The sequence below is a fragment of the Methylobacterium sp. J-090 genome, from assembly GCF_022829345.1.
Classification (GTDB): domain Bacteria; phylum Pseudomonadota; class Alphaproteobacteria; order Rhizobiales; family Beijerinckiaceae; genus Methylobacterium.
Genome location: NZ_JAKSXV010000106.1, coordinates 155,986 through 174,798 on the forward strand (window position 1 = coordinate 155,986; position 18,813 = coordinate 174,798).

At 66.8% G+C, this 18,813-nt stretch carries 23 protein-coding genes; 12 read left to right on the forward strand and 11 right to left on the reverse strand.

Annotated elements, in window-relative coordinates; all coding sequences use genetic code 11:
* Window positions 1-5 precede the first annotated feature (5 nt).
* From MKK49_RS22080 to MKK49_RS22110, 7 genes are all read right to left on the reverse strand, one after another.
* The gene (locus MKK49_RS22080) at window positions 6-1,049 is read right to left on the reverse strand and encodes a flagellar motor switch protein FliG (protein WP_244032055.1); all 1,044 of its coding nucleotides are present in this window, start codon (window positions 1,047-1,049) and stop codon (window positions 6-8) included.
* Window positions 1,050-1,053: 4 nt separating this feature from the next.
* Window positions 1,054-1,431, reverse strand: coding sequence for a flagellar motor switch protein FliN (gene fliN / locus MKK49_RS22085; RefSeq protein WP_244032056.1), 378 nt, complete (start codon window positions 1,429-1,431; stop codon window positions 1,054-1,056).
* A 79-nt stretch (window positions 1,432-1,510) separates the two neighbouring features.
* Window positions 1,511-1,819 (reverse strand): hypothetical protein, encoded by a 309-nt coding sequence (locus MKK49_RS22090; RefSeq protein WP_147711438.1) that lies wholly within the window; start codon window positions 1,817-1,819, stop codon window positions 1,511-1,513.
* Window positions 1,816-2,754: a flagellar motor switch protein FliM gene (locus tag MKK49_RS22095; RefSeq protein ID WP_244032057.1), complete on the reverse strand. Its 939-nt coding sequence runs from the start codon at window positions 2,752-2,754 to the stop codon at window positions 1,816-1,818. Before MKK49_RS22095 ends, MKK49_RS22090 begins: the two co-directional genes overlap by 4 nt.
* Window positions 2,755-2,756: 2 nt before the next feature.
* The gene (motA, locus tag MKK49_RS22100) at window positions 2,757-3,629 is read right to left on the reverse strand and encodes a flagellar motor stator protein MotA (RefSeq protein ID WP_244032058.1); all 873 of its coding nucleotides are present in this window, start codon (window positions 3,627-3,629) and stop codon (window positions 2,757-2,759) included.
* Between the two features lie 186 nt (window positions 3,630-3,815).
* Window positions 3,816-4,970: a glycosyltransferase gene (locus tag MKK49_RS22105; protein ID WP_244032060.1), complete on the reverse strand. Its 1,155-nt coding sequence runs from the start codon at window positions 4,968-4,970 to the stop codon at window positions 3,816-3,818.
* A 253-nt stretch (window positions 4,971-5,223) separates the two neighbouring features.
* Window positions 5,224-5,400 carry a hypothetical protein gene (locus MKK49_RS22110; RefSeq protein WP_244032061.1) on the reverse strand — a complete coding sequence of 59 codons (177 nt, stop codon included), beginning with the start codon at window positions 5,398-5,400 and terminating at the stop codon, window positions 5,224-5,226.
* 171 nt (window positions 5,401-5,571) lie between these two features.
* Here MKK49_RS22110 and MKK49_RS22115 point away from each other — a divergent pair, with 171 nt between their 5' ends.
* Both MKK49_RS22115 and MKK49_RS22120 read left to right on the forward strand, forming a co-directional pair.
* Complete coding sequence (locus tag MKK49_RS22115) at window positions 5,572-6,318, forward strand: YebC/PmpR family DNA-binding transcriptional regulator (RefSeq protein ID WP_244032062.1); 747 nt, start codon at window positions 5,572-5,574, stop codon at window positions 6,316-6,318.
* A 98-nt stretch (window positions 6,319-6,416) separates the two neighbouring features.
* Window positions 6,417-7,361, forward strand: coding sequence for a glutaminase (locus tag MKK49_RS22120; RefSeq protein WP_313899197.1), 945 nt, complete (start codon window positions 6,417-6,419; stop codon window positions 7,359-7,361).
* A 6-nt stretch (window positions 7,362-7,367) separates the two neighbouring features.
* On the opposite strand, the gene MKK49_RS22125 is transcribed toward MKK49_RS22120, so the two are convergent.
* Window positions 7,368-7,562 (reverse strand): DUF2735 domain-containing protein, encoded by a 195-nt coding sequence (locus tag MKK49_RS22125; protein ID WP_244032063.1) that lies wholly within the window; start codon window positions 7,560-7,562, stop codon window positions 7,368-7,370.
* Between the two features lie 469 nt (window positions 7,563-8,031).
* Between MKK49_RS22125 and MKK49_RS22130 the strand changes: the two genes are divergently transcribed.
* From MKK49_RS22130 to MKK49_RS22140, 3 genes are all read left to right on the forward strand, one after another.
* Complete coding sequence (locus tag MKK49_RS22130; RefSeq protein ID WP_244032064.1) at window positions 8,032-9,072, forward strand: glutamine synthetase beta-grasp domain-containing protein; 1,041 nt, start codon at window positions 8,032-8,034, stop codon at window positions 9,070-9,072.
* A gap of 153 nt (window positions 9,073-9,225) precedes the next feature.
* A complete protein-coding gene (gene ruvC, locus MKK49_RS22135) occupies window positions 9,226-9,795 on the forward strand; it encodes a crossover junction endodeoxyribonuclease RuvC (protein ID WP_244032065.1) in 570 nt (189 codons plus the stop codon).
* Between the two features lie 234 nt (window positions 9,796-10,029).
* Window positions 10,030-10,605: a PilZ domain-containing protein gene (locus MKK49_RS22140; protein WP_244032066.1), complete on the forward strand. Its 576-nt coding sequence runs from the start codon at window positions 10,030-10,032 to the stop codon at window positions 10,603-10,605.
* A 56-nt stretch (window positions 10,606-10,661) separates the two neighbouring features.
* Here MKK49_RS22140 and MKK49_RS22145 read toward each other — a convergent pair whose 3' ends face one another.
* Entirely contained in the window at window positions 10,662-11,279 is a 618-nt protein-coding gene (locus tag MKK49_RS22145) for a YceI family protein (protein ID WP_244032313.1), read from the reverse strand.
* Between the two features lie 125 nt (window positions 11,280-11,404).
* Here MKK49_RS22145 and ruvA point away from each other — a divergent pair, with 125 nt between their 5' ends.
* From ruvA to bfr, 3 genes are all read left to right on the forward strand, one after another.
* Window positions 11,405-12,022, forward strand: a complete 618-nt coding sequence (gene ruvA / locus MKK49_RS22150; RefSeq protein WP_244032068.1) for a Holliday junction branch migration protein RuvA — start codon at window positions 11,405-11,407, stop codon at window positions 12,020-12,022.
* Window positions 12,023-12,227: 205 nt separating this feature from the next.
* A complete protein-coding gene (locus tag MKK49_RS22155) occupies window positions 12,228-12,497 on the forward strand; it encodes a bacterioferritin-associated ferredoxin (RefSeq protein WP_244032070.1) in 270 nt (89 codons plus the stop codon).
* A 60-nt stretch (window positions 12,498-12,557) separates the two neighbouring features.
* Complete coding sequence (gene bfr / locus MKK49_RS22160; RefSeq protein ID WP_056089214.1) at window positions 12,558-13,055, forward strand: bacterioferritin; 498 nt, start codon at window positions 12,558-12,560, stop codon at window positions 13,053-13,055.
* 42 nt (window positions 13,056-13,097) lie between these two features.
* On the opposite strand, the gene MKK49_RS22165 is transcribed toward bfr, so the two are convergent.
* The gene (locus MKK49_RS22165) at window positions 13,098-13,451 is read right to left on the reverse strand and encodes a hypothetical protein (protein ID WP_313899198.1); all 354 of its coding nucleotides are present in this window, start codon (window positions 13,449-13,451) and stop codon (window positions 13,098-13,100) included.
* A 330-nt stretch (window positions 13,452-13,781) separates the two neighbouring features.
* Here MKK49_RS22165 and ruvB point away from each other — a divergent pair, with 330 nt between their 5' ends.
* The 3 genes from ruvB (at window position 13,782) to ybgC (ending at window position 16,359) form a co-directional block, all read left to right on the forward strand.
* Window positions 13,782-14,867, forward strand: a complete 1,086-nt coding sequence (ruvB, locus tag MKK49_RS22170; RefSeq protein ID WP_244032071.1) for a Holliday junction branch migration DNA helicase RuvB — start codon at window positions 13,782-13,784, stop codon at window positions 14,865-14,867.
* Window positions 14,864-15,808, forward strand: coding sequence for a metallophosphoesterase (locus MKK49_RS22175; RefSeq protein WP_409565117.1), 945 nt, complete (start codon window positions 14,864-14,866; stop codon window positions 15,806-15,808). The genes ruvB and MKK49_RS22175 overlap by 4 nt, the downstream gene beginning before the upstream one ends.
* 104 nt (window positions 15,809-15,912) lie before the next feature.
* Window positions 15,913-16,359, forward strand: coding sequence for a tol-pal system-associated acyl-CoA thioesterase (gene ybgC, locus MKK49_RS22180; protein WP_244032072.1), 447 nt, complete (start codon window positions 15,913-15,915; stop codon window positions 16,357-16,359).
* Window positions 16,360-16,422: 63 nt separating this feature from the next.
* Here ybgC and MKK49_RS22185 read toward each other — a convergent pair whose 3' ends face one another.
* A complete protein-coding gene (locus MKK49_RS22185) occupies window positions 16,423-17,586 on the reverse strand; it encodes a methyl-accepting chemotaxis protein (protein WP_244032073.1) in 1,164 nt (387 codons plus the stop codon).
* Between the two features lie 497 nt (window positions 17,587-18,083).
* On the opposite strand from MKK49_RS22185, the gene tolQ reads away from it, so the two are divergent.
* Complete coding sequence (tolQ, locus tag MKK49_RS22190; protein WP_056089202.1) at window positions 18,084-18,800, forward strand: protein TolQ; 717 nt, start codon at window positions 18,084-18,086, stop codon at window positions 18,798-18,800.
* Window positions 18,801-18,813: the final 13 nt, after the last annotated feature.

Below are 18,813 nucleotides of genomic sequence, written 5' to 3' on the forward strand. Positions count from 1 at the left end.
CGCACTCAGCGGACGAGGGGCTCAACCTCGCCTCCGGCGTTGATCTCGATGTCGCCGCGTCCGGCCATCTCCATGGCCAGATCGGTGATGGACCGGCGGGCCTCCAGCACGTCCTTCTGCGCCGCCGGCTCGCCACCGTTGAGTTCGTGCTCGACCATGCGCTTCACGCGGGCCGAGAGGGCGCCGAGGACCACGGTGCGGAACTCGGCATCGGTGCCCTTGAGGGCCATGACGAGGCGGTCGTTGGGCACGGCGTCGAACAGGGTGGTGCGCGCGCGGGGCGCGAGCTTGACGATGTCGTCGAAGGTGAACAGCAGGCCCTTGAGGATCTCGACGGATTTGGGGCGGGATTCTCCCAGGCTCGTCAGGACGTCGTCGATCTGCGTGCGCTCCATCTTGTTAATGATGTCGGCCATCTTGGCATGGGTGTCGGCCCCCGAATTGCGCGAGCCGTTGATGAGGAAGTCCTCGTGCAGGGCGCGCTGGACCGACTGCATGATCTCGTCGACCACGGGCTTGAACGTCAGCATCCGGCGCATCACCGTGTTGCGCAGGGGCAGGGGCAGGTGGGCCATCACCTTGGCGGCGGTGGCCGGCTTGATCCGCGACAGAATCAGGGCCGCCGTCTGGGGATGCTCCTTGACGAGGGTGCTCGCCAGCACGGTCTCGGAGACCTCCGACATCCGCTCCCAGACGGAACGGGTGGAATCACCCCGCACGTCGGCGAGGATCTCGGCGAGCTGGGCCGCCGGGATCAGGCCGGTGAGGAGCTTCTCGACTTCCTGCACGGTGCCGACGAGGCTGCCGCCGTTGGAGAACTCGCCCGAGAACGCGTCCACGATGGTGTCGAGCTGATTGGCGCTCACCGAGCCGAGCTGCATCGCCGAGCGGGTGATGCGCTTGATCTCGTCGGCCTCGAAATACTTCAGCAGGCGGCCGGCCGCCGGCTTGCCCATGGCGAGCAGCAGGGCCGCGACCTCGTCCACGGGGGCGAGCTGGCGCGGGAGTCCCGGGGTCTTCTGGGGGATCGGCACGCTGCCCACGCTCATCGGATCAGCCATTCTGTCCGGATTCGGCCGGGCCGACGATCTCCGTCAGGGAGACGCCGAAGCGGGAATTGTCCTCCTCCACCACGACGATCTCGCCACGGGCGACCACGCGCCCGTTGACGGTGACGTCCACGGGTTCGCCGACCCGGTGGTCGAGGGAGACGATGGCGCCGCGCCCGAGCTTCATCAGGTCGGCCACCGGCATGGTCGCCGAGCCGAGCACCACCTGGATGAGGACCGGGATGCGCAGGATCGAATCGATGTTGCGGGTGTCCCCGATGCGCGCCTCGGCGGCCGGGGCGGATGCCGGCGCCACGCTCGGGAAGACGGGGGCGATGCCCGCCGGGGGGCCTTGCGCGTCGTCGAAGGGGCTGTTGCTCATCGTCCGCTCGTCAGGGGGTGGCGTCGCGCATCTGGATCAGGCGCGTCGGGGATCAGGGTCGGCCGAAGGGATGTCGCGGTCAACCGCCGACCCGCGTCTGCCGGTCGAGGTCGCTCGCCAGGGCCCGCCGGCCCGCCTCCAGGGCGGAAAGGGTGGCGCGCGCCTCTTCGATCTTCCCGTCGAGGGCCTCCAGGATCGCCCGCCCCTCGGTGCTGAAGCCGCGCACGGCCTCGCCCGCCTGGTTCAGGGCGTGTCCCGACTGAGTGAGGATGCGGCCGTACTCGGCCTGGGTCCGGTCGAGGCGCTTGAGCTTGAGGTACATCGGCACCACGCAGGCGCTCGTCGCGATGAGGGCGACGAGCAGGATGGTATCAACCAGCGGCGTCATGGCACGAGGCCTTCCTTCTCGGGGGCGATGGCTTCGTCGACGCGCAGGACGTAGGAGCCTTGCGCCTGCCCCATATGGCACCAGAACAGCGGCCTGTCGTTGCCCTCGAGTTTCACCCGGGTGGTCGGGGTGGCGTCGAGCCCGATGACCTGACCGACCTTGAGCTCGGAGATCTCGCCGAGCGTCAGGGTGCGCTCCTCCAGGACGGCGCGGAGGGTCACCTCGGCCTTCTGCACCTCGGCGGCGATCTGCTGGGTCCAGATCGGATCGCGGGCCGCCGAGTCGCCGGTGAGCACCTTGGACAGGCTCGGGCGCATGGGGTTGATCACCGATTGCGGGATGATGAGGAACATCTCGCCGCTGCGGTTGAGCGCCTGGAGCAGGAATTTGGCCTCCACCGCCTTGTTGCCGCGCCCGCCGATGACGGCGAACTCCATGCGCGTCTCCGTGCGTTCGAGGCGGAACGGCGTGGCGGCCACGAGGGAGAACGAGGATTCCAGCGCCTTGCCGACCTGCTCCAGCACGATCTGGGCGATGCGCGTCTCGATGCCGGAGAACGGGCGCTCGTCCTCCACCGGCGGTTCGCCACCATCCGAGCCGAGCAGTACCTCCACCATGGTGAAAACGAAGTCGCGGTCGAGGCCGACGAGGATGTGGCTGTCCCATTCGGGGGCGTGGAAGAGACCCGCGATGGCGTTGTTGTCGTAGGCGTCGAGCATCTCGCCGATGCGCCCGCTCTGAATGCCGCCCAGCGAGACGTGCACCGGCGAGGCGACGAGGTGCTTGAGGTTGTCCGAGCAGCCCGTGGTCAGGCGGTCGAACACCACGCTGAGCATGGGGAGCCGGTCGAGGGACAGGCCGCCGGCCTCGATGAGGCGGGCGCGGATGTCGGTGCTCGGTCCCTTCTGGCCGGACGACTCCTCGGGCGTGTCCATGGTCAGGCGGCCTCGCGCTGGGCGCCGCCGTTCACGGTGGCGTTCTCGACCTCGTCGATGGTGGGGCGGTCGCCGAGCGAGATGCCCTTGCGGCCGTGCTCGACGGCGATCTGCGGCACCGCTCCGCTCATATACGCCAGCAGGCTCTGCTTGACGATGATGTAGACGTGGGCCTGCTTCTCGCGGATCACCTTGATCTTCGTCGCGAACGGCGCAAGCACCCCGTAGGACATGAAAACGCCGAAGAACGTACCCACCAGCGCGGCGCCGATGAGGCCGCCGAGGATCTGCGGCGACTGGTCCAGCGCCCCCATGGCCTTCACGATGCCGAGCACCGCCGCGACGATGCCCAGCGCCGGCATCGCCTCGGCCACCATGGTGACGGCGCCGTACGGCTTGAGCCGATCCTTGCGGTAGCCCGAGATCTCCTCGTCCATCAGGGCCTCGATCTCGTGGGCGCGGGCGTTGCCGATGAGGATGAGGCGGGCGTAGTCGCAGATGAACAGGACGAGGTCGGCGTTCTTGGCGATGGCCGGATAGGCCTTGAACAGCTCGGAATTCGCCGGGTCGTCGAGGTGCGGCTCGACCTCGTTGCGGGGTTTCGCCTTCAGTTCGCGCATGAGGGCGTGCAGCAGTCCGAGGAGCTCGAGGTAGTCCTTGCGTTTCGGCACCTTGCCGGTCAACGCGTCCAAGCTCGCCTTGCCGGAATCGACCACGGTCTTCATCGGGTTTGCCATGACGAAGGCGCCCGCCCCCATTCCGCCGATGATCACGAACTCCCACGGCTGCCAGAGCACCACGAGGTGTCCACCCATGGCGACGAACCCGCCGAGCATGCAGCCGATTCCGATGACGAGGCCGATGACAATGCCCAAGGTCTTTGGCCTCCGCCGGAGTGAACGCGTGTCACGTTAGGCAGCGGGAGGTATCGGGGGAGGCTTGCGCGGGGCTGGGTGGGGGATCGGGGATTGCATCTCCGACGTCCCCCGAAGCTTTTGCCGTTCGACGTCTCCCCTCGGCGGGTGTCGAGCAGGGGGCGTTGGGCAGGGGCGTCGGGATCGTCACCGATCTTCGCTGGCGGAATCCCCATTGGTCGATGCGGGTGTGGACAAGGGTTTCTGGAGACTTCCGGAGAGTTGGTTCTCGAATTCCGAGAGCAGTCCGAAGCGCGAGAGCTTATGGAAGTAGTTGAATGACCAACGGGGGTCCAAGCGCTCGATCTGTCTTCCGCGTATCTCGTCGATGAACGTGTTGAAGCGCTCCCGTTCGCTCGCCATCAGGCGCAACGTCGTGGCACGCACGTAATTCGGCGGGATGGCGCGCGCCTTCATCGCGGCCACGCCATCCTGGACGGCGCGTGGATTGTCGTCCACGATCAGGGTCGTATCCGGATGGAAAAAGGTATCGCGTCCCCCCTGACTGCGGGTCGATACCACCGGCAGTCCGGCCAGCAGATACTCGATACTCGCATACATGGCGCCTTCGAGTTTCGAGAGGCACAGACCGACATGGGCGGACGCCATCGCTTCGTTGACCCGGATATGGTCCATCGACATGACGTCGTTCCCGCTGAAATCGTTGAGGATCGCGTGACCTTGCGGCATCGAGCGGACGAACTTGTCGAGCTGGGCTTTCTTCAACTGCTGGGACCAGCTCGTGAACATCTTCGTCACATAGGCGCAGCTCGGCACGAACCGCGCCAGTTCGTGCCGTTTGAACGGGGCGAGTTGAGCGTTGTAGATCGCATCGAACCGTCGTTCATGCCCTGGGATCGGATGGTACATGGTTTCGTCGATGAACATGTTCTGTGGGACGAGTCGCACATCGACCCCGAGCTTTCGCAGCAGCCGCTCTTCCTCCGGCGTGTTCGCCATGACGATCAGGCGCGCGTTGGGATGTGCTTTTCGGAAGCGGCGATGCTGCACCGCAAAGGCGAGCGCGAACGTCCGGCGCTCGAGGCTCATGGTGATCGGCTGCAGGCAGATGAGCGGCTCGTTGGGAAAACACGCCGCAAGATAATGGGCGGCTCCGAATGGCCAAGGTTGTGGTTGGCAGCAGAAGATGGGCGGATCGAGGCTGAGGAACAGCCCCATGACCGGCGTGGCGTCCGTCCAATTTCTCGGGCTTCGCGCGAACAAGCCGCGCAGCCCAATCACTTGGCTGACAACGGGCACACTGAACAAGAACGGATACTGGAGGGTGTGTAGTCCGAGCATGCGCGCCAGCCTTGTCGCCGCTGCCGAAGGCGGGCGTCGTTGTCTTCGAGGGACCGATTGAACGCGACCTCGAATGACCGGCGAATGTCTCGGATTGATCTCAACTCTCTGCCAAACTCCTTGCCGCGCCGCCAGGAATTTCTTGTCGCGAGGAACTTCTTGTCGGCGGATTTCCTGTCGGCAGGACAGGGTCGGCTGCCCAGCCGGAGGCTTGAGGGATCGCGGTCCGCTTTCGATCAACCGTCTCGGGACGCTATCCGTCCAGGCCGCGCCCTTGCTCGGCCGTGCGCTTGCTCCGCCCACGTGCCGGGGTCGGAAGCAGCAGCGTTCCGGCCAGGAATCCGAGCAGGGCGGTGAGGCCGAGGCGGCCCCACCCCATGGGGCGCGGTTCGGAGGGTGTCGGAAGCGGGGTCCCGGTGTCGCGCGCCATAGTGGCTCTCCATCGAGCGGAGGCCGCCCGTCCCATCAACGCTGCGGCCGTGCCCGCGTTGCCACGCCGCACGGGCCCGGCCTATAACCGCCGCCCATTCCCGACGCCGCGTGCCGTCGAGGAGATCGTCCTCCTCCGGCGCCGCCACCTTTCGCGAGAGTCCGTCACGCCATGGCCGGCCATTCCCAGTTCAAGAACATCATGCATCGCAAGGGCCGCGTCGATGCGGTCCGCTCGAAGATGTTCGGCAAGCTCGCCCGCGAGATCACGGTCGCGGCCAAGCTCGGCCTGCCGGACCCCGCCATGAACGCCCGCCTGCGCGCCGCCATCATCGCGGCCCGCGCCGAGAACGTGCCCAAGGACAACATCGAGCGCGCCATCAAGAAGGCGCAGGGCGCCGATGCCGAGAGCTACGACGAGATCCGCTACGAGGGTTACGGCCCCGGCGGCGCCGCCCTCATCGTCGAGGCGCAGACGGACAACCGCAACCGCACGGCCTCCGACGTGCGCTCAGCCTTCACCAAGTCCGGCGGCAGCCTCGCCGAGACCGGCGCCGTCTCGTTCATGTTCGACCATGTCGGCGTGGTGGAGTTCGAGGCCAAGGTGGCGGATGCCGACACCATGCTGGAGGCCGCCATCGAGGCCGGGGCCGACGACGTGCGCTCGTCCGAGGACGGCCACGAGATCACCTGCGCCCAGGATGCCTACGGCGAGGTCTCCAAGGCCCTGGAAGCGCGCTTCGGCGAGCCCCGCCGCACGGCCTTGGTCTGGAAGGCACAGAACACCATCGAGGTCGACGACGAGACCGGCGAGAAGCTCCTGCGCCTTGTCGAGGTGATCGAGGACCAGGACGACGTCCAGAATGTCTTCGTGAATTTTACCCTGTCGGACGCTCTGATGGAGAAGTTGGCCGGCTGACCAGGTCGCGAAGTCCGGGCACCACGTCGCGAAGTCCGGGCTTGGCAGTTTCATTGCGTCGCGGCGGGAAATCCCTCCCACCCGCGTGAGTCCCTACCGTGCCGCAGACCCCCAGCCCCGACCTGCACGCCGTGGTTCGGGAAATCGCCGAGGAGATGCGGGCGAGGCCCGACCGGGGCGAGGTCGCGACCTACATTCCCGAACTCGCCCGGGTCGATGCGAGCGCCTTCGGTCTCGTCGTCATCGACGCCGACGGCACGATCGCGGCCGGGGGCGACGCCGACGTGGCGTTCTCGATCCAGAGCATCTCGAAGGTGTTCACCCTGACCCTGGCGCTCGGCATGGTCGGCGACCGCCTGTGGCGCCGGGTCGGCCGCGAGCCCTCGGGCAGCCCGTTCAATTCCATCGTCCAGCTCGAGCGCGAGCGCGGCATCCCGCGCAATCCCTTCATCAACGCCGGTGCCATCGCGGTCACCGACGTGATCCTGTCGGGCCACCAGCCGCGCGAGGCGCTCGGCGAGATCCTGCGCTTCATGCAGTTCCTGGCCGAGGACCCGACCATCGCCATCGACGAGGCGGTGGCGGCCTCGGAGCTCCGCACGGGGTTCCGCAACGTGGCGCTGGCCAACTACATGAAATCCTTCGGCGTCCTCGACAACCCGGTGGACTTCACCCTGGGCGTCTACTTCCACCACTGCGCGATCAGCATGACGTGCCGGCAACTCGCCAGGGCCGGGCGCTTCCTCGTCCATTCGGGCCGGACGCCCTCGACGGGCCATTCCGTGGTCTCGGCCGAGCGGGCACGGCGCATCAACGCCGTGATGCTCACCTGCGGGCACTACGACGGCTCGGGCGAGTTCGCCTACCGCGTCGGCCTGCCGGGCAAGAGCGGCGTCGGCGGCGGCATCCTGGCCGTGGCGCCGGGGCGCGCCTCCATCGCCGTGTGGTCGCCGGGCCTCGACGCTTCGGGCAATTCGCACCTCGGCCGAATCGCCCTCGAAATCCTCACCCGGCGCCTCGGCTGGTCGATCTTCGGCGTGTGATCGGCCTCAGGACTTGCGGGAGCGGTCGGCGTCCATCAGGGCGGCCTCGTGATAGCCGCACGCGGCGAACGCGGCCGGTCCGGGCTGCATCGCCTTCGTTTCCCCGGCGGGGCGGCCGGTCACGCGGCGGTCCGCGCCGAGGCGGCCCCCGGTGGGGAAGGCGTAGATCTTGGCGGTCTCACGCGTGACGGACGGCGTCATCGAACTGGGTCTCCCTGGGAGCGGAGCCGACGGCGCCGCTCGAACGCTGAGCACAACATAGACTCTCTGCACCGGGAATGCGCGGCCCGACGCGAATAAAACGCGCATTTGCCGGAAATATGCGCATGGCGGCGATTGCTAAAACGAGATGCAATAGTGGGACGGAGGAATTTTTGTCCGGAGCGCATGAGTTTTCGGCGCATCTATATCAGGCCTATGCTTTGCCATGTCTGCTCACGAACATGGCACAGGCAGATATTGATTAAAAAGTATGCAATTTGCCTTTAAATTGGGCGATGACACCGCCCGAAGGCCGAATTTGCCCCCGGTTCCTGTCGATAGGAACGAGCGGACGGACCTGAGATTGATTGGCATAGCAAATGCTTTTGCGAGGGCGGCAGTTCCCTGAGGCGGTCGACGGTCCGCGCTTGCCGGTGGTCCGCATCGCGAATGGAAGAGAGACTTCACGATGACGAAGTACAAGCTCGAGTATATCTGGCTGGACGGCTACACGCCCGTCCCCAACCTGCGCGGCAAGACGCAGATCAAGGAATTCGACGGCTTCCCGACCCTCGAGCAGCTTCCCATGTGGGGCTTCGACGGCAGCTCGACCATGCAGGCCGAGGGCGGCTCCTCCGACTGCATGCTGAAGCCCGTGCGCCATTTCCCCGACTCGACCCGCAAGAACGGCGTCCTGGTCATGTGCGAAGTGATGATGCCGGACGGCGTCACCCCCCACGCCTCCAACAAGCGCGCCACCATCCTGGATGACGACGGCGCCTGGTTCGGCTTCGAGCAGGAATACTTCTTCTACAAGGACGGTCGTCCGCTCGGCTTCCCGACCGCGGGCTACCCCGCTCCGCAGGGCCCGTACTATTGCGGCGTCGGCTACAAGGAAGTCGGCAGCATCGCCCGCAAGATCGTCGAGGAGCACCTCGACCTCTGCCTCGACGCCGGCATCAACCACGAGGGCATCAACGCCGAGGTGGCCAAGGGCCAGTGGGAATTCCAGATCTTCGGCAAGGGCTCCAAGAAGGCCGCCGACGAGATGTGGGTCGCCCGCTACATCCTCCAGCGCCTGTGCGAGAGCTACGAGATCGACGTCGAGTACCATTGCAAGCCGCTGGGTGCCACCGACTGGAACGGCTCGGGCATGCACGCCAACTTCTCGACGGAGCACCTGCGCACGGTGGGCGGCAAGGCCTACTTCGAAGCGCTGATGGCCGCCTTCAAGGAGAACCTCGACGACCACATCGCCGTCTACGGCCCCGACAACCACATGCGCCTGACCGGCAAGCACGAGACCGCGGCGATCAACGAGTTCAGCTACGGTGTCGCCGATCGCGGCGCCTCGATCCGCGTGCCGCACAGCTTCGTCAACAACGAGTACAAGGGCTACCTGGAAGACCGCCGTCCCAACAGCCAGGGGGACCCCTACCAGATCGCCTCGCAGATCCTGAAGACCGTGGCGTCGGTTCCGACCGCCGCCGGAGTCTCCGCCGCCGCCTGAAGCGCGACGGAACCTGTCTCGTGCGATGCGCGGCGCGGCCCTTCACGGGCTGCGCCGTTCGCGTTTCGGGGAGATGCGTTTGGCGAAACCTCCCGTTCACGGTATGTGCCTAACGCTCGACGCAGGCGCCCTCCGCGCCCCAGGGCCACCATCATGACCGCTCCCGTCCGCATCCTCGGAATCGACCCCGGATTGCGCCGCACCGGCTGGGGCGTGATCACCGTGACGGGGACGAAGCTCGCCTACGTCGATTGCGGCGTCGTCACCTCGGACGGCGATCTGCCCCTGGCTCTGCGCCTGCGCGAGTTGCACGAAGGGATCACCCGGATCGTCCGGGGATTCTCGCCCGACGAGGTCGCCGTGGAGGAGACCTTCGTCAACAAGGACGCCCAGGCGACGCTGAAGCTCGGCCATGCCCGCGCCGTCGCCCTGCTGGTGCCGGCGCTCGCCGGCCTGCCCGTGTCCGAATACGCCGCCAACCTCGTCAAGAAGACGGTCTGCGGGGCCGGCCACGCCGACAAGGTGCAGATCCAGGCCATGGTGAAGTTCCTGATGCCCAAAGCCGAGTTCAGGACGGCCGATGCCGCCGACGCCCTGGCCATCGCCGTCACCCACGCCAACCATCGCGCCTCGCATGCCCTCAAGAGCCGGCACGCCCCCGTGCCGGGGATGAGTGCGCTTGCCGCCGCCCGCATCGCCGCGGCCCTGGCCAAGGCGGGGTGATCGCGCCGAAGCGCCACCCGGCGCACGGGTTTGCGGGACATGGGTTTGCGGGACATGGGTTTGCGCGATGGGAATTCAAATCCGCCCAGCGCCGGGAGTCCCCTTCGCGTGGGAAAGACCGACAGGGAAGGAAAGACACGTCGCTCGGCGGAATCGTTACAATTTTTCCTATCCCGCCAGAGCGATCGAAAGACTCCCGATCCTACGATGCCTGCGAGCGGCACAGTGAGATCGATGAGACATCAGCACGCGAAACCCCATCATCACACGGTGGTCGTCCCGGCCCTGTGCTGGGGACGGGATCGCTCCGAGTTCTACGCCGTGACGGACATCGTTTCCCCGGACGGAATTCACTTCCGTTCCGCCACCACGCCGCTCGTCGACGAGGAACTGACCTGCAACATCCGCCATATCGGCGCCGTGGAAACCCGCGTGGTCAGCATCGGGGGCTGCGCCTTCGTCGTCCGCCTCCTCGCGCGAAGGCAGGCGGTGGCCAGCATCGCCCGGGAGTTGCGCCTGCTCTCGGAGCAGCAGGAGGCGACCGTCCCCGTCCGCGCCCATCCGCGGGTCACGCCCCTGAAGACCGACGTCACCATCGAACTGGCGGATGGCCGGATCGTACCGGCCAAGCTTCTCAACATCTCGGCGTCCGGCGTCGCCTTCACCCTCGACGCGCACGTCGCCATCGGCGCATCCATCACCATCGGCCGGACGGCGGCCCGCGTCGCCCGCCACTTCGAGCACGGGGTCGGCGCGGTGTTCGACACAGCGTTCGACCCCCAGGCGTTCGACCAGCACATCACCCTCTGAGATCGGCCGGTCCCGCCGTGCGCCCGCCCTCGCCGGACACCCGGCTTGGCCGGGCGTCAGGGCACCGCCTTGAACTCGCCCTCCAGGCGCAGGGTCACCTCGTCGCCCACCATCGGCAGGTAGGCGGTGATCCCGAACTCCGAGCGCTTGATCACGGCGCGCCCGTCGAAGCCCACGGTGTAGAGCTTGTCGACGGGGTGGAACCCGGCCTGGTTGAAGGTGGCGTCGAACGAGACCGGCTTGGTGACGCCCTTGAGGGTGAGGGTGCCGTTGATTCGCGCCGTCGTCGGGCTCGTCGGCTCCACGGCGGTGCTGATGAAGGTCGCCGTCGGGAATTTCTGCGTGTCGAAGAAGTCCGGGCTCCTGAGATGGGCGTCGAGCTTGTCGTTGAGCCCGGTGATGCTCGGCGTGCCGATGGTGACGCTGATGCGGCTCTTGTCCGGAGCCTTCGCATCGAGATTCGCCTCGGCCGCCACGTCGGTGATCTGCCCGTAATAGGTCGAGAAGCCGAGGTGACCGAGCGACCAGGTGATCTTGCCGTGGGCCGGATCGAGCCGGTAGGTCCCGGAGCGGACCTGCGTCGGGTCGGTGGTGGGGGCTGGCGGCGGCGTGTCCTGCGCGCGGGCGCCGGCGAGGCCCAGCAGCGTCAGGGCGAGAACGGTGGTACTGCGCAGGCCTGTCAGGCCGGTTCGCGCCTTCGGACTGATGACGGATCCATGCTTCATGTCGCCCCTCGGTTTCCCGGGCCGCCCGGCCAATCCTCGGACACCGCCCCGTCCCCTCTGATAAGAGACTTCGCATGATCGGCAAGCTGAAGGGCGTGGTGGATTCCTACGGAGAGGACTTCGTGATCCTCGACGTGCAGGGGGTCGGCTACGTGGTGCATTGCTCGGCTCGCACGCTCCAGCGCATGCCCGCCCTCGGCGAGGCCGCGAGTCTGGCCATCGACACCCATGTCCGCGAGGACATGATCCGCCTCTACGGTTTCCGCTCGGACCCCGAGCGCGAGTGGTTCCGCCTACTCCAGACCGTGCAGGGTGTCGGCTCGAAGGTGGCGCTGGGCCTGCTCTCCGTGCTGGAGCCGGAGGCCCTCGCCTCCGCCATCGCGCTGGGCGACAAGACGGCGGTGGCCCGCGCCCCCGGCGTCGGCCCGCGCCTGGCCGCCCGGCTGGTCGCCGAACTCAAGGACAAGGCCCCGGCCTACGCCCCCATCGATCCGTCCGTCATCGCCCTCAACGGCGCCGTGCAGGACCGCTCCGCCCCCCAGCCCGTGGCCGACGCCGTCTCGGCCCTCGTCAATCTCGGTTACGCGCCGGTGCAGGCCTCTGCCGCCATCGCGGCGGTGCTGGCGGGCGCGGGGGAAGGTGCCGAGGCCAAGACCCTGATCCGATTGGGACTTCGCGAACTTGCCCGCTGAAACGCCCGCAAGAGATAGCTGACGCCCAATGCAATTGTGTGCTTGACGGGGGCGCGAGCATTGCCAGATTCACCCCAGGCCGCTAAGGTCCTGTAAATAAAGCAGTTTCTAGTAATTCTAATCTAGCGTTCGAGACAATGGCCGGGTCCCAGGGACGCGGCATTCTTCCCAACGGCACGATGCCCAGCGCGAGTTTCGGTTCCGCATGATCGTCTGTTCCTGCAACGTCCTGTCCGACAACGCGGTCCGTGCCTGCCTCCACCGCGGCCCGGATTGCCCCCGCACGCCCGCGCAGGTTCAGGCCTGCCTCGGGTGCAGTCCGAAATGCGGGCGTTGCGCCCGCACCATCCGCTCGATCATGCAGAACGCCCTGCAGGCGGCCCTCGACGAGGCCGGCCATGCGTGCTCGACGACTTGCGCAACGGGCTGTAGTTTGGTCAAGCTCCAAACTGCGGAGGAAGGGATCGCCGCCTGAGCGCCTGTGCGAGGCGCCACGTTCCCTTCCGGCCACGGTGCCTCAAGGGAGAATGGGCGGATGAAGGGTGATGCGAAGGTCGTCGAGTACCTCAATCGGGGACTGCGCAGCGAACTGACGGCGGTAAGCCAGTACTGGCTCCATTTCCGCATGCTCAACGACTGGGGCTACATCGAGCTGGCCAAGTTCTGGCGCAAGGAATCCATCGAAGAGATGAACCATGCCGATCGCTTCGTCGATCGCATCCTGTTCCTCGACGGCTTCCCCAACCTGCAGGAACTCGATCCCCTACGGATCGGCCAGAACGTTCAGGAGATCATCGAGTGCGATCTCGCCGCCGAGACCGAGGCGCGTGCACTCTACCTCGAAGCCGCCAAGTACTGCGATTCGATCAACGACCGCGTGTCGAAGCGCCTGTTCGAGGATCTCGCCGAGGACGAGGAAGGCCATATCGATTTCCTCGAGACCCAGCTCGAGCTGATCTCCCAGGTCGGCCTGCCCCTCTACGCACAGAAGCATATCGGCGGCCTGGAGCCCATCGCGCCGGAAGCCGAGTGATCTGAGCTGATATCCCGCGGCGCGTCACGCGCCGCGGTTTCTTCAGGCGTGAACACGCCCCGGTAAATTTCGCTTGAGGGCAGGGACGTCTAGATCGCGAAAAGTTCGAGTGCCGCGTTCATTTCCCGGACGACGCGAAAGCCACTCCAGATCCCATCGACCCGATCGTAGACTTTCACGTGCGGCCGATCGCGAGCCATCAGGACGTAGTGCTGCAGGGCCGGCAATTGCTGATAGATCCGCCACGTCTCCCAAGCGGTCGCGCGCATCCGTGCCGGGCGAGAGCACTTCGATCAGCACCGTGGGATTGCCCACCGAGGTCGCGCCTACTTCGATCCCGCCGCAGACGACGAGAACGTCAGGCAACAGCGCCGCATCGAGAGGGTGGCTCTTCATGTAGAACGTCTCGGCAAAGGTCTGGCAGGACGACCCTTTCGCACGGAAGCCCTGATGCAGGTGACTTGCACTGTTCTGGACGATCCGCCCGTGTTCTCAACGTGTACCGACCATCATGCGGACGACGCGCCCGCCGATCAGCTCCCAGCGCTCATTGCGCGGCTTCTCGGCCAGCAACGCCTCGAAGTTGGCGGAGGCGTTGCCCCTTGTGCGCATCCCTGGCGGCTACCCGCCGACGCGAATGTAGCGCGATCCGCGCCGGTGTGCGACATCGGCCCCTGAGAACAGATGCCGGACGCAAGGCCCCGCCGGGCCCCACCGAGAGCTCGTGTGACCAAGCCCCCGAAGTCCCTGAAGTCGCCGACCCTGCATCCCCTGCCGGATTCGCTCCTGACTCCGGAGCGCCGGGAGGACGACCTCGAATCGTCGATCCGTCCCTTGAGTCTGGCCGAGTTCATCGGCCAGCGGGCGGCGCGCGCCAACATGAGCGTCTTCATCGAATCGGCGAAGAAGACCGGCTCGGCCCTCGACCACGTGCTGTTCGTCGGCCCACCGGGCTTGGGCAAGACCACGCTGGCGCAGATCGTGGCGCGCGAGCTCGGGGTGAACTTCCGCTCCACCTCCGGCCCGGTCATCGCCAAGGCGGGGGATCTCGCCGCGCAGCTGACGAATCTCGAGGAGCGCGACGTGCTCTTCATCGACGAGATCCACCGCCTCAACCCGGCGGTGGAGGAAATCCTCTATCCGGCCATGGAGGATTACCAGCTCGACCTCATCATCGGCGAAGGCCCGGCGGCGCGCTCAGTGAAGATCGAGCTGCCGAAATTCACCCTCGTGGGCGCCACCACCCGCGCCGGCCTGCTGACCACGCCGCTCCGCGACCGCTTCGGCATCCCGATCCGCCTCGAATTCTATGATGTCGACGAGCTCGAACTCATCGTGCGGCGCGGGGCCCGGGTGCTGGGTCTGGGCATGTCGGAGGAGGGGGCCAACGAGATCGCCAAGCGCGCGCGGGGCACGCCGCGCATCGCCGGGCGCCTGCTGCGCCGGGTGCGCGATTTCGCCATCGTGGCCGACGCCCCCACCGTGACCCGCGCCATCGCCGACCGGGCCCTCCAGCTCCTCGACGTCGATCCGGCCGGCCTCGACGTGATGGACCGTAAGTACCTCACGATGATCGCTAAATCCTTCAATGGCGGTCCCGTGGGGATCGAGACCATCGCGGCGGCCCTCTCCGAGCCCCGCGACGCCATCGAGGACATCATCGAACCCTACCTCATCCAGAAGGGCTTCGTGCAGCGCACCCCGCGCGGTCGTATGCTGACGCCGCACGCGTTCCGCCACATGGGCTTTCCCGAGCCGCGCCGCGATCCGGGCTCGCAATTCGGCCTGTTTCCCGCCGACCCCGAGGCATGATGACGGGCGGCAGTCGTTTCCGGGGCTGGATCACGCGGCGTTCCCTTATCCGTGGTCTCGCCGTTTCGGGGGCCTTGGGCACATCGCTCGCGGCCTATGCCGGAGGCATCGAGCCCCTGTCCCTGACCGTCACCCGTTATGCGATCGCGACCCGCGCGCACTGGCCGCCCGGATTCACCCTGCGGATCGCCGTGCTCTCCGACATCCATGCCTGCGAGCCATGGATGAGCGCCGCGCGCATCGCCGGAATCGTACAGCGCACCAACGCCCTCGGAGCCGACCTGATCGTACTGCTCGGTGATTACGTTGCCGGGCAGAACTTCGTCACGCGCTACGTGGATGCCGCCGAATGGGCGCCAATCCTCGGGGACCTCCATGCACCGCTCGGCACCTACGCAATTCTCGGCAATCACGATTGGTGGGAGGACCGCACGGCGCAGAAGCGCGGAGCCGGCCCGACCATCGCCGGTGCCGCCCTGGAGCGGGCCGGCATCCGCGTCCTGGAGAACGAAGCGGTCTCCTTGCACGTATCGAACCACGTGATCTGGCTCGCCGGACTCGGCGACCAGCTGGCTTTCGTGCCGGGCCTCAAACGCTGGGGCCGCAAGCGCGGCGGGATCGACGATCTGGCCGGTACCCTCGCGGAAATCCCAGAGGGCGCCCCCACGATTCTGCTGGCCCACGAACCGGACATCTTCCCGAAGGTGCCGGCCAGCGTCGCTCTCACCCTCAGCGGACACACCCATGGCGGTCAGGTCCGCCTGTTCGGCTACGCCCCCGTGGTCCCGTCGCGGTTCGGCGCCCGGTATGCCTACGGCCATGTCCGAGAGCACACCGATCTCATCGTGTCCGGCGGCCTCGGGCTCAGCGTCCTACCCGTTCGCCTCGGTGCTGTGCCCGAGATCGTGGTGGTAGAGCTGTCCGGGGGTACGGTGGCGTGAAGCCGCATCGCCCGCATTGTCGATCACGGGGTTTCTGTTAGGCCGGTCTCCGAAACCTCGGGGCTGTCTCGCTATTGCCTCGCCGCGATGCGGAGGCTGCGTCTTTGAGCGAAACCGATCCCTCCGGCATCCATCGTCTGGCCCTGCGGGTCTACTACGAGGACACCGACTTCTCCGGCTTCGTCTACCATGCGAGCTACCTGCGCTTCATGGAGCGCGGGCGCACGGAACTGCTGCGCGGCCTGGCCGGCGACCAGTCCGACTTGCACCGCGACGCCGCCGGTCTGCACTTCGTCGTGCGCCGGATGGTGATCGACTACGCCAAGCCCGCCCGGATGGACGACCTCCTGGAGATACGGACCTGGACCGCCGCGATGAAGGGCGCCTCGATGCACCTGGCGCAGGAGGTGCGGCGCGAAGGCGAGCTCTTGGTGAAGGCCGAGGTGGTCGTCGCTTGCGTGCGCGACGGCCGGGCCATCCGTCTTCCCGATGCCCTGCGCCGTGTCCTCTCGCCCGAATGCGACCCCGCCGGGCCGGCGCCGACGGCGTGAGTGCCGGTGCGGGACCGGGGGAGGGCACCGCATCGGCCGCGAACCGGTATCCGCCCCGCGGTCTCAGATCTTGCGGACCTCGCCGAGGAAGAGCTTGACCGCCGCCGCCACGGCGTCGATCTCGCGGTTGAGGTCCGCCGTCGCGCGCAGCATGCTCTGCGCCGAGCTGGCCGAATCCGTCGCGCTCTTCGCGACCGCCGCGACGCTGGAACTGACCGTCTCGGTTCGACCGGAGGCCTCCTCGACGCTGCGGCGAATCTCCGTGGAGGTGGCCGACTGCTCCTCGACGGCCGATCCCACGGAGGTCGCGCTCTCGTCGATCCGGGCGATGATCCCGGCGATCCGCTCGATGGTGGAGGCCGTGGAGGTCGTCGCGGTCTGGATCATCGCGACCTGACGCGAGACGTCGTCCGTCGCCCGCGCCGTCTGGGCCGCGAGTTCCTTGACCTCGCTGGCGACGACGGCGAACCCGCGTCCGGCGGGTCCGGCGCGGGCCGCCTCGATGGTGGCGTTAAGCGCCAGCAGGTTCGTCTGGCTGGCGATCTGGCCGATCATCCCGACGACCTGACCGATATGCGTCGAGTTCTCGCTGAGGGCCCGTACGCTGGTGACCGCCTGACGGGCTTCCTCAACCGCTTCGCTGGTGACGGAGCGGGACCGGTTCATCTGCTGCGTGATCTCGGCGTTGGCGGCGTTGAGCTCCTCGACGGCCCGGGCCACCGTGCGGACATTGGCCGAGGTACCGCCCGCCCCGGTCGCGGCGGTCGCGGCCGCGTCGGAGGTCTCGCCGGTCTTCTCCAGCACCTGCCTGGCCGAGTCGTCCATGGTGCGTGTCGCGCCGCCGGCGGTCTCGAGGGCGGTCTGGATCGCGGTGTCGAAAGCCGAGATCGCGTCCGCGAACGGGGTCACGTCGGCCCAGGACAGGACGGCCGCGATGTAGTCTCCCCGTGACATCACCGCCGAGACGTGCAGGTCGAGGGTCTTGGGGCCGAGGCGGATCTTGGTACGCCAGGGCAGACGCGACGGATCGGCGACGATGCTGCGCTGGTGATGGGGGTTCTTATGGAACACGTCCATCGATGTCCCGACCATGCGGTCGGGATCGACTTCCCTCGGCAGGTATTCCCGCAGGGCGTGCATCGTCTCGATGCTGCGCCGGTTGGCATAGGTAATGTTCGCGCTGACGGGATCCAGGACCAGGACATTCACCGGGAGCGCATTCAGCACAGCTTCCGGATCGACTTGCGGCGCGAATTCAGCCTGAACATCATCGTGCGTCCGCCGCAATGCGCCAAGTATCGATCTGCGTATTTTCATGATACGACTCCCGAGGTTCCGGCTTCATATTTGATCGATAAAAATATTATTGCGAAGTACTGGTTAAAATTTACTTAAATTCAAATTGAATGGCCTGGGTTTATTGCTAAACATGGGCGCTTCCGAGTTTCGAAGGTCGCCGCGCGGGCTCGAAGGGCAATGTCAGGCCGAGAGGCGAACGGGAAGGGCTGGTCCCGACCGAGGGCTGGCGGCAAGGGAATGTTAACCCTGCCGCGTGCTTAACTGCGTCCGGAGCAGTGGCGTGCGTTGCACAAGACCGCCCCATACTTTCGACAGATTCGCCGGCCATTGAGCCTTGAAATCGCACAAGGTTCCGGTTGAAGCGCGAGGGTCGGGCCACCGGTTCCGTGACGGCTCCGCGCGGGGTTTTATCCAAGGATCGTGTCATGAACCCAGCCGATGCCATGCAGGCGATGCCGGCCCCCGACATGACCTTGCTGGGCCTGTTCCTGCAGGCCCATTTCGTCGTCAAGGTCGTGATGGTGGGGCTGCTCGGCGCCTCCGTCTGGTGCTGGTCGATCATCGTCGACAAGACCCTGCTGTTCCGCCGCACCAAGGCCGAGATGGACGCCTTCGAGGAGGCGTTCTGGTCGGGCCGCTCCCTGGAGGAGCTCTACCGCTCGTTCAACGACAAGCCGGCGGTGGGCCAGGGCGCCCTGTTCGTGGCCGCCATGCGCGAGTGGAAGCGCTCGTTCGAGGGGTCCGGCCGGCAGATCCAGAGCCTGTCCCAGCGCATCGACAAGGTGCTCGACGTGACCATCCAGCGCGAGGTCGAGCGCCTGGAATCGCGGCTGCTGTTCCTCGCCTCCATCGGTTCGGCCGGCCCCTATATCGGCCTGTTCGGCACCGTCTGGGGCATCATGACGGCGTTCACCTCCATCGCGGCCTCCAAGAACACCTCGCTCGCCGTGGTGGCGCCCGGCATCGCCGAGGCCCTGTTCGCCACGGCCATCGGGCTGTTCGCGGCCATTCCGGCCGTGCTCGCCTACAACAAGCTGCAGTCGACGGTTTCGAAGCAGCAGTCGCGCCTCGAGGGCTTCGCCGACGAGTTCTCGGCCATTCTTTCCCGCCAGATCGACGAGCGCCTGTCGCTCGTCGCCTAAGACTCCACGCAAA